Consider the following 9,704-nt stretch of genomic DNA (forward strand, 5'->3'; position numbering starts at 1 on the left):
TTTTTTGTATCCCCCCCCGCGTCTCCCCGGGGCGCCCCCCCGCCCCCCCCCCCCGGCCGCGGGTCGACGGGGTGTCGCTGCGCGTGGAGCGCGGCGAGATCGTGGGCATCGCCGGGCTGATGGGCGCCGGCCGCACCGAACTCGCCATGAGCGTCTTCGGCCGCTCCTACGGGCGCTACCTCTCCGGAACCGTGCTCCGGGACGGGGCCGAGGCCCGGACCCGTACCGTGCCGGAGGCCGTCGACGCGGGCATCGCCTATGTGACGGAGGACCGCAAGCACTACGGCCTCGACCTCCAGGACTCCGTCAGCAGGAACATCTCCCTCGCCTCGCTGTCCCGGCTGGCCCGGCGCGGAGTGGTCGACAGCCACCGGGAGCGCGTACTCGCCGAGGAGTTCCGCCGCACCATGAACATCCGGACCCGCACGGTCTTCGACCAGGTGGGCCGGCTGTCCGGCGGCAACCAGCAGAAGGTCGTCCTGAGCAAGTGGATCCTCGCCGGGCCCGAGGTCCTCATCCTGGACGAACCGACCCGGGGCGTCGACGTCGGCGCCAAGTACGAGATCTACACGGTGATCGACCGGCTCGCCGCCGAGGGCAAGGCCGTCCTGATGATCTCGTCCGAGCTGCCCGAACTCCTCGGCATGTGCGACCGCGTCTACACGATGGCGGCCGGCCGGGTCACCGGCGAGAGCTCCCGCGCCGAGGCCGACCAGGAGCTGCTGATGCGGTACATGACGCACGACCCCGCCGTTCCCGCGCCCCGGCACCCCGCACCCCACGAAGGACTCACCGATGAGCACTGATCTCAGCCCGAACCCTCCGGCCGCCACGGACGGCGGGACACGCGGGGCCGCCCCTGCGGTGGCGCGCCTGCTGGTGGAGAGCTTCCGGCGCAACACCCGGCAGTACGGGATGCTGTTCGCGCTGGGACTCATCGTGCTGCTCTTCCAGATCTGGACCGGCGGCGACCTGCTCCTGCCGCGCAACGTCTCCAATCTCGTCCTGCAGAACAGCTACATCCTCATCCTCGCCATCGGCATGATGATCGTCATCATCTCCGGCCACATCGACCTCTCCGTGGGATCGCTGACGGCCCTGGTCGGCGCGGTCGCCGCGGTGCTGATGGTGGAGCACCAGCTCGCCTGGCCGCTCGCCGTGGTGGTGACCCTGCTGATCGGTGCGGCCGCGGGGGCGGTCCAGGGCTTCTTCATCGCGTACGTCGGCATACCGTCGTTCATCGTCACCCTGGCCGGCATGCTGCTGTTCCGGGGGCTGACGGAGATCTTCCTGCGGGGACAGACCCTGGGCCCCTTCCCCGAAGGGCTGCAGAAGGTGGCGAACGGCTTCCTGCCGGAGGTCGGCCCCGTCACCAACTACCACAACCTGACCCTGCTGCTCGGGCTCGGAGTGATCGCCCTGGTGGTCAACCAGGAGATCCGCAACCGCGCCCGGCAGGCGGAGTTCGACCTCGCGCCCCTGCCGAAGAACCTGTTCGTCCTGAAACTCGTCGCCCTGGTCGCCGCCATCACGGTCGCCACGCTCCTGCTCGCCAGCTACAAGGGCGCCCCCGTCGTCCTGATCGTCCTCGCCGTCCTGCTGGTCTGCTTCGGTTACGTGATGCGCAACGTGGTGGTCGGACGGCACGTGTACGCGATCGGCGGCAACCTGCCCGCGGCCAAGCTGTCGGGCGTCAAGGACCGCAAGGTGACCTTCGCGGTCTTCCTGAACATGGGGATGCTGGCAGCCCTGGCCGGGCTGGTCTTCGCCGCGCGGTTCAACGCGGCCTCGCCCAAGGCGGGCATCAACTTCGAGCTGGAGGCCATCGCCGCGGCCTTCATCGGAGGGGCGTCGATGAGCGGCGGAGTGGGTACGGTCCTGGGCGCCGTCATCGGCGGCCTGGTCCTCGGGGTACTCAACAACGGCATGAACCTCGTCGGCATCGGCACCGACTGGCAGCAGGTGATCAAGGGCCTCGCGCTGCTGGCCGCGGTCGGCTTCGACGTCTGGAACAAGCGCAGGGCGGGCTCCTGACCGGCCCTGACCTGCCCCTGCCGAGAACAGCACCGGTCGTTCATGATCGCCTTTCGAGGCCCGGCTGAACCTCCGCGTGGCCGACATCGAGCGCTGCTACCGCGAGTGGAGTGCGAAGGGGGCCGAGTTCCTCACCCCGCCGATCGACCGGAAGGCCGAGATCCGCTGCTACCTGCGCGACCCGGATGGCTATCTCATCGAGGTCGGCCAGGCCACGGGGCTGCTCGAAGGCATCCTGGCCGATCCGCCCGCCGGACGGGGCTGACCGGGACCGCGGACTGCTTGATCGTCTCCGGGCGGGGTAGCGAATCGGTATGACCACTGACAGAACACCGCCCGCGACCGGCGGATACGTACAGCCGGAGCTCGACGTCCGGGCGCTGGCCGAGCTGCTCGACGGCGAGTACGCCGAGGTCCGCGACCTGGTCCGGACCAACCTGGTGACGCATGCCTCGGTGCTGGAGGAGGCCGACGAGCTCGACATCGACGCGTACCGCGAGCGGGTGCGCGACCTCGTGGTCGAGATGGCGGCGACGGGCCAGACCGGCATGGGATTCCCGAAGCGGTACGGCGGGGGCGGCGACGTCGGGGCCTCGATCGCCGCGTTCGAGACGCTCGCCTTCGGTGATCTGTCGGTCCTGGTGAAGGTCGGGGTGCAGTTCGGGCTCTTCGGCGGAGCCATCCTGCATCTGGGCACCGAACGCCACCACGACGCCCATCTGCCCGGCCTGATCACCGGGGAGCTGATGGGCTGCTTCGCGATGACCGAGACCGGACACGGCTCCAACGTCCAGGCGCTCGGCACGGTCGCGCGCTACGACGTCGACGCCCAGGAGTTCGTCATCACCACCGAGGGCGACCAGGCGCGCAAGGACTACATCGGCAACGCGGCCCAGCACGGCGAACTCGCAGTCGTCTTCGCGCAGTTGGAGGTGGGCGGCGCGTCCGAGGGCGTGCACGCCTTCGTCGTACCCATCCGGGTCGACGGCGAGGCCGCGCCCGGTGTCCACATCGAGGACGACGGCCGCAAGATGGGCCTCAACGGCGTGGACAACGGGCGCATCCGCTTCGACGGGGTGCGGGTACCGCGCGAAGCGCTGCTCAATCGCTTCGCCGACGTCACTCCGGAAGGCGTCTACGAGAGCCCGATCGACAACCCGAACCGCCGGTTCTTCACCATGCTCGGCACCCTGGTGCAGGGGCGGGTCAGCGTCGGCGGCGCCGGGGGGGGCGCCGCCAAGGTCGCCCTCGCGGTCGCGACGAAGTACGCCTTGCGGCGCCGGCAGTTCGCGGCCGGTCCTCAGGGGGAGGAGCAGTTGCTCCTCGACTACGGACTGCACCAGCGTCGTCTGCTGCCGCTCATCGCCCGTACGTACGCCCTGCACTTCGCCCAGGAGGTCGTCCGCACCCAGCTCCACGACGTCTTCTCCGACCTGGAGGACGATGCGCAGGCCCGACGCCTGCTGGAGGCCCGGGCCGCCGGAACCAAGGCCCTGGCCACCTGGCACGCCACCGAAGTGATCCAGGAATGCCGCGAGGCGTGCGGCGGCGCCGGCTATCTCGCCGTCAACCGGTTCGCCGCGCTCAAGGCCGACAGCGACATCTTCACCACCTTCGAGGGCGACAACCACGTCCTGCTCCAGCTCGTCGCCAAGGGCCTGCTCACCGACTACGCGAGCGAGTTCGAGGACCTGGACCAGCTGGGCATGGTCCGCTACGTCACCAACCTCGCCGTCGAGACGGTCATCGAGAAGACGTCGGCCCACAAGCTGCTCGAACGCGTCCGCGATCTGCTGCCGGGCGGCGACGAGTGGGACCAGGAAGCCGGTCTGCTCGACTCGGAGTACCAGCTCGCCATGGTCCGCTACCGCGAGGAGCACATGCTCGCCGGGGTGGCCCGCAGGCTCAAGAGCGGCATCGACGGCAAGCGCGATCCGGGGGCGGTCTTCTCCGAGGTGCAGGACCAGGTCATCGCCGTCGCCCGCGCCCATATGGAGCGGCTGGTGCTGGAGGCGTTCGTCGAGAAGATGCGTACGCTGCCCGACGGCGGCGACAAGGTCGCGCTGGGCCTGCTGTGCGACCTGTACGCCCTGTCGACGATCGAGGCCGACCGGGCGTGGTTCATGGAGCACGGGCGGCTGACCGTCCAGCGGTCCAAGGCGATCACCCGTGAGGTGAACGACCTCTGCCGCAAGATCCGGCCGCTGGCGGGCGGCCTCGTCGACGCCTGGGGGATCCCGGACGCCATGCTGCGCGCCCCGGACCTGGTGGGCGGCGCCTGAACCCGGCGGCGACCGTGACCCCGGGGCTCGCCCCGGGGCCACGGTCGGTCAACCCTCAGCCCGTGAACAACTGGGTGGCCTTGCGGACCAGTTCGTACAGTCCGTACGCGAGCGGGGCGCCCACCCACAACCAGGTGAAGGCGATCAGCGGCCGCCGGTCCTTGCCCGCGGATCCGTCAGGCGGATTCTGACTGCTGGTGTCGGTCATCGGGTGCTCCCTTCTGCGCGGCGACGGCAGGGGCGGTGGTGCCGGCGGTGCCCGCGGCGAGGTGGTGGGACGGGTGGACCGGCCGGACCAGTTCGTTGGCCACGAAGCCGATGACGAGCAGGGCCATCATGATGAGCAGCGACGTCCCGTACAGATCCGCGCCGTCCTTCCCGGCCTCCTCCTGCCGGTCGGCGATCCAGTTCACGATCAGGGGCCCCAGGACACCGGCGGTCGACCAGGCGGTGAGCAGTCGGCCGTGGATCGCGCCCACCTGATAGGTGCCGAACAGGTCCTTGAGGTAGGCGGGGATCGTCGCGAAGCCGCCGCCGTAGAAGGAGAGGATGACCAGCGCGCACAGGACGAACAGCGGCTTGGAGGAGTCTCCCACCAGGGCGATGAGCGCGTACATGAGCGTGCCCGCACCGAGATAGACGCGGTAGATGTTCTTGCGCCCGATCAGGTCGGAGGTCGAGGACCAGCCGATCCGGCCGGCCATGTTGGCCGCGGACAGCAGGGCGACGAAACCGGCGGCCGCGGTCACCGACACGGGCGTGGAGGTGTCCGCGAAGAAGTCCGTGATCATCGGCGCGGCCTTCTCCAGGATGCCGATGCCCGCGGTGACGTTCATGCAGAGCACGACCCACAGCAGCCAGAACTGCGGGGTGCGCAGCGCCTGACGCGCCGACACCTGCGGCCCCGGGGCGGTGGCGGGGCCGCCGTCCGCCCGTTGTTCCTCGATGCGCGGGCGCGGTACCCGTACCAGCAGGACGCCGAGCAGCATGAACACGGCGTAGCTCAGTCCGTGTACGAGGAAGGCCAGGGCGATGCCGTGGCTGTCGCTGCCGAAGGACTCCAGCATCTGCGCCGACCAGGGCGAGGCGATCAGCGCGCCGCCGCCGAACCCCATGATGGCGATGCCCGTGGCCATGCCGGGACGGTCGGGGAACCACTTGATGAGCGTCGAGACGGGCGAGATGTAGCCGATGCCGAGGCCGATGCCCCCGACGAAGCCGTACCCGAACACGATCAGCCAGAACTGCTCGGTCGCGGCGCCGAGCGCGGAGAGCAGGAAGCCGGAGGAGAAGCAGACGAGGGCGACGGTCATGGCCCATCGGGGCCCCCGGCGCTCCACGAGCGTGCCGCCGAAGGCGGCGGAGAGCCCGAGCATGACGATGCCGAGCTGGAAGGGGAGGGCGCTCTGCGTGCCGCTCAGGCCGAGCGCGTCCTCCAGCGGTGGCTTGAACACGGACCAGGCGTAGGCCTGGCCGATGGAGAGGTGGATCGAGAGGGCGGCCGGTGGCACCAGCCAGCGACTCCAGCCCACGGGGGCGATGGGGGGACTCATGGGTCCATCACCGTAGTGAGTGGAAATCTGGTTGAGAAGGGTTGAGAAGGTCGTTGATTAAACTTTCACCTTGTTCGTTTCGCGTGAGGGCTCCGCTGAGGGCTCCGCGTCCGCACCGGCCGCCGACCAGGGCGTGCGGGGCTGTCCGGCGGTCGATGTCGTCACCCGCTTTGCTCCGCCGTACCGCCCTGCGACTACTTTGGGTGCAGGACGGATGAGCGGGCCCGTGGTGGCAGAGGCGCACGGGGGACGGGAGGTCGGGAAGAGTGTCGCTGCGCGGAGGTGATCCAGCCGAGATCGGCGGTTATCCGCTGGAGGAGCGGCTCGGTTCGGGTGGCATGGGCACGGTCTTCCTGGCCCGTACGAGTTCGGGCCGGCCTGTCGCGATCAAGCTGATCCACCAGCAGTTCGCGGGGGACGACGAGTTCCGCATCCGGTTCCGGCAGGAGGTGGCGGCCGCGCGGCGGGTCAGCGGCGCGTTCACCGCCGCCGTGGTCGACGCCGCTCCCGAGGCCGAGCAGCCGTGGATGGCGACGACCTACATCGAGGGGCCCACGCTCTCCCAGCGCATCACCGACCAGGGCCCGCTGAACGGGGCGGAGCTGCGGAGGCTCGCCATCGGGCTTGCGGAGGCGCTCCGCGACATCCACCGGGTGGGAGTCGTCCACCGCGATCTGAAGCCCTCGAACGTCGTGCTCTCGCCCGAGGGCCCCCGTGTCATCGATTTCGGCATCTCGCGCGCCGTGGACCAGCAGACGCTGACGATGACCGGGCGGGTCATCGGTACGCCGCCCTTCATGTCCCCCGAGCAGTTGCAGGCCCCGCGCGGTGTGGGGCCCCGGTCGGACGTCTTCTCGCTGGGGACGCTCCTGGTGTACGCGGCGACGGGGCACGGGCCCTTCGACGCGGACAGCCCCTACATCACGGCGTATCAGGTGGTGCACGAGGAACCGTCGTTGGGCGCCGTGCCGATGGCCCTGCGGGCGGTCGTCGAGCCGTGCCTGGACAAGGAGCCCGAGAGGCGGCCCTCGGCGGACGAACTCCTCGTACTGCTGCGGGATCTGCCGGTCGAACTCGGCGAGTCCGAGTCCGAGGTCGGGACCGGGACCGGCAGGTCGGAGGCGGGCCGTACCCGCGACATGGCCACGCAGCATCACCTCACGACGCCGACCGACCGGACGCCCACCGGCCCGGCGTCCACCGCCCCGGGCGCGTCCCGCACCAGCAGCACCGCGAGCACCGAGAGCACCGGCACCGCGATCGGCGGTCGCCTGCGCCGCCGGTGGCGGCCCGTCCTCGCGGCGGCGGTCGCGGTGGCGGCGATCGGCGGAGGAGTCGCCTCACTGACGACGGGCGGCGTCGGCGGGAACGGTGCGGACGGCCGAGGCGGAGACGCCGGCCGGAGCACCGCCGCGCCGGCCGGCACCCTCCCGGACGGCTTCGAGCCGTGGCGCAGGACCGTGCCGGGCGGCCGCGAGGACATCCCCGACGAGCTGCGCTGCGTCGCGCGCGGCGACGCGCTGTTCTGCGGGGGCGGCGGTGTCGTCGCCACCCGCCTCGACGCCCGCGACGGATCGCGGGTGTGGACCGCGAAGAGCCCGGGCGTCCCCGTCCAGGGCATGCACCTGGTGGGCGCCACCGACGACACGGTGGTCGGCTACCGCATCGCCGACCAGGACGCCCCGCAGGGGCCTCCCCAGGAGGTGGTGGCCCTCGACGCGGACAGCGGCCGGGAGCTGTGGTCGGCGCCGTCCGGCGCCCAGTCGACGGCCGTCACGGGCCGGAGCATGGACGCCGTCGTGGTCGGCTCCGCCGTGGTGACGGTCGACGCGTCCAACTCCCGCTTCGAGGCCCGGGACGCCCACAGCGGTGAGATCGCCTGGACGACGCCGTTCCCGGCGGGCGCGCAGTGCGCGCCCGTCCCGGTGGGACAGCGGCTCCTCGCGATGTGCGCCACGGAAGCGGAGGTGGACGACCTCCAGGTGCGCCGCCCCACCCTGCGCACGCTCGCCCTCGACTCCGGCACGTACGGCGGGACCGTCACGGTCGAGGGCCCCGTCGTGCCGATGGGCGTCGCCGACGGCAGGCTCGTACTCCTCTCGAAGCACTACGAGGGGACTGCGCCGGCCGGGTACGACGGGGTGGCGCGGGTCGACCCGGCCACGCGGAAGGTGACGTACTCCCGGCTCGGCAGGGTGTACGACGGCACGCCCGGCATGGCGGACGGCACCCTCTACGTGAGCGGGCAGACCGGTCTCGTGACGGCGTTCGACGCCGCGAACGGCCGGAAGAAGTGGTCGCGGCAGACGGGCGTCGAGGGCGCGTCGGGCCCCGCGGCCGGATCCGGCGCGGTGTACTTCAGCTCGGCCACCGGCCGGGTCGTCGCGCTGTCGCCGGACGACGGCAAGCCGCTGTGGACGACGGACCCGCAGGCCGACGGACTGACGGGGCAGCAGAACGCGAGCCCGCGCGTGACCGTCGCGGGACGCGCCCTGTTCGTGGCCGCGGACGACAACACCCTCTTCGCCTTCGACGCGCAGAGGCCGCCGAGGTCGAGCTGACCCCGGCGGCCTCCCCGCCCGCCCCACCCCCGTGGGGGCGGCTGTTCAGGCCCGGCGCAGGACGGTGGCCTCCGCGCCCCAGCCGAGTGCGACGGTCCGCTCGACCCGCCACCCCGACCGCTCCGCGAGGGCGGCGAGGGCGGCGGAGTCGCGCAGCGGGGCGCCGGTCGCCGTGAACGCGTGCAGCGCCGCCTCGGCCGCGTGCGGGCTCAGTCCGTCCGGGCGCGAGGCCTCCACAAGCACCGCCGTGCCGGTCCACTCGGCCAGCCGCGCGAGGAGCTGTACGGCCTCCTCGTCGGTGCGGTACGCCAGCGCCTTCGCGGCGACCGCGACATCCGCCGGGCCGGCCGTCCAGTCGATCCGGTCCGGCACGGGAACGTGTCCGCGCAGGACCGCGGCCGGTGTGCCCTCCTCCGCGATCCGCAGCCGTACGCGCCGTCCGGCGTCGTCGAGGGCGGCGACCACCGACGCGCTGCCCGGACCGGTCAGGAGGCAGGTACCGACGTCCTCCCAGAGCGGGTCGGCCGTCAGCCCGGTCAGCAGGAACACCAACTGCTCGCACTCCTCGACCAGTTCGCCGAAGCGGTCCGCGTCGTGGGCCACCGTGTCGTGCAGCGTGGCGCCCGAGGCGAGCCGCCACGGCGATGTGCCGTCCCGGAGCGCGGGAGCCAGGTGCGCGAGGGCGAGCAGCAGCTCGGCCTCGTGGCCGGTGTACTCCTCGCGCTCGTGGTCGTCCAGGAGTTCCTCGCCCGCCGCGCCCAGGCGCAGCCCGCGTCCGTCCACGTCGCCGACGATCACGTCGTGCGCGGCGAGCAGCGGCAGCAGGATGGCGATCCCCGTACCGGGTACGCCCAGCCGGGACGCGAGGGCGTCGGCGGAGAGTCCCGGGGCGTCGGCCACCGCGTCCACCACGCCGAGCTGCAACGCCGCGCGGGCGACCAGCCACGGCAGCGGCGAGGGCATTCCGGCGGGTGCCGGTGCGGCGTCGGCCGTGGCCTCCGTCTGCGGTGCGGCGGGCTCCTCGCGGTGCCAGTAACCCGTGATGTTCACCCGGTCCTTGGGGAGCTTCCACTCCCGCTGGAGATACCGGCGTACCGGCAGCAGTGCCCGGCTCTCCGCCGCCGCCCAGACGTACCCCTCGCCCGGCGGCACCGGCAGCGCGCGGAGGGCGGCGGCCCCGGCCGCCCCCCCCCCCCCCCCCCCCCGCCCCCCCCGGGCCCGCCAGCCCGCGCGCCCGGGCCACCCCCAGCGCGCCGCGCGGGGCGGGCCCGGGG

At 72.1% G+C, this 9,704-nt stretch carries 7 protein-coding genes and 1 pseudogene; 5 read left to right on the forward strand and 3 right to left on the reverse strand.

Annotated elements, in window-relative coordinates; translation table 11 throughout:
• The 4 genes and pseudogenes from JS521_RS07130 to JS521_RS07145 form a co-directional block, all read left to right on the forward strand.
• Positions 1-806, forward strand: an 806-nt coding sequence (locus JS521_RS07130) for an ATP-binding cassette domain-containing protein (protein WP_372448561.1), incomplete at its 5' end; no start/stop codon positions are given.
• Positions 796-2,034: a multiple monosaccharide ABC transporter permease gene (gene mmsB, locus JS521_RS07135; protein WP_205081877.1), complete on the forward strand. Its 1,239-nt coding sequence runs from the start codon at positions 796-798 to the stop codon at positions 2,032-2,034. The genes JS521_RS07130 and mmsB, both read left to right, overlap by 11 nt.
• A 64-nt stretch (positions 2,035-2,098) precedes the next feature.
• A pseudogene (locus tag JS521_RS07140) lies at positions 2,099-2,299 on the forward strand (VOC family protein); the annotation flags it as partial.
• 49 nt (positions 2,300-2,348) lie between these two features.
• Positions 2,349-4,316 (forward strand): acyl-CoA dehydrogenase family protein, encoded by a 1,968-nt coding sequence (locus JS521_RS07145; protein ID WP_205081878.1) that lies wholly within the window; start codon positions 2,349-2,351, stop codon positions 4,314-4,316.
• Between the two features lie 55 nt (positions 4,317-4,371).
• On the opposite strand, the gene JS521_RS07150 is transcribed toward JS521_RS07145, so the two are convergent.
• Positions 4,372-4,524 (reverse strand): MFS transporter small subunit, encoded by a 153-nt coding sequence (locus tag JS521_RS07150; protein WP_205081879.1) that lies wholly within the window; start codon positions 4,522-4,524, stop codon positions 4,372-4,374.
• Positions 4,493-5,869, reverse strand: a complete 1,377-nt coding sequence (locus JS521_RS07155) for an OFA family MFS transporter (protein ID WP_205081880.1) — start codon at positions 5,867-5,869, stop codon at positions 4,493-4,495. The genes JS521_RS07150 and JS521_RS07155 overlap by 32 nt, the downstream gene beginning before the upstream one ends.
• A gap of 266 nt (positions 5,870-6,135) precedes the next feature.
• Here JS521_RS07155 and JS521_RS07160 point away from each other — a divergent pair, with 266 nt between their 5' ends.
• The gene (locus JS521_RS07160) at positions 6,136-8,430 is read left to right on the forward strand and encodes a serine/threonine-protein kinase (RefSeq protein ID WP_205081881.1); all 2,295 of its coding nucleotides are present in this window, start codon (positions 6,136-6,138) and stop codon (positions 8,428-8,430) included.
• Between the two features lie 45 nt (positions 8,431-8,475).
• Here the strand turns inward: JS521_RS07160 and JS521_RS07165 are convergent.
• Positions 8,476-9,704: SIP domain-containing protein (locus tag JS521_RS07165; protein WP_205081882.1), on the reverse strand; the 1,229-nt coding region annotated here is incomplete at its 5' end.

The organism is Streptomyces durocortorensis (genome assembly GCF_016901035.1).
Lineage (GTDB): Bacteria > Actinomycetota > Actinomycetes > Streptomycetales > Streptomycetaceae > Streptomyces > Streptomyces durocortorensis.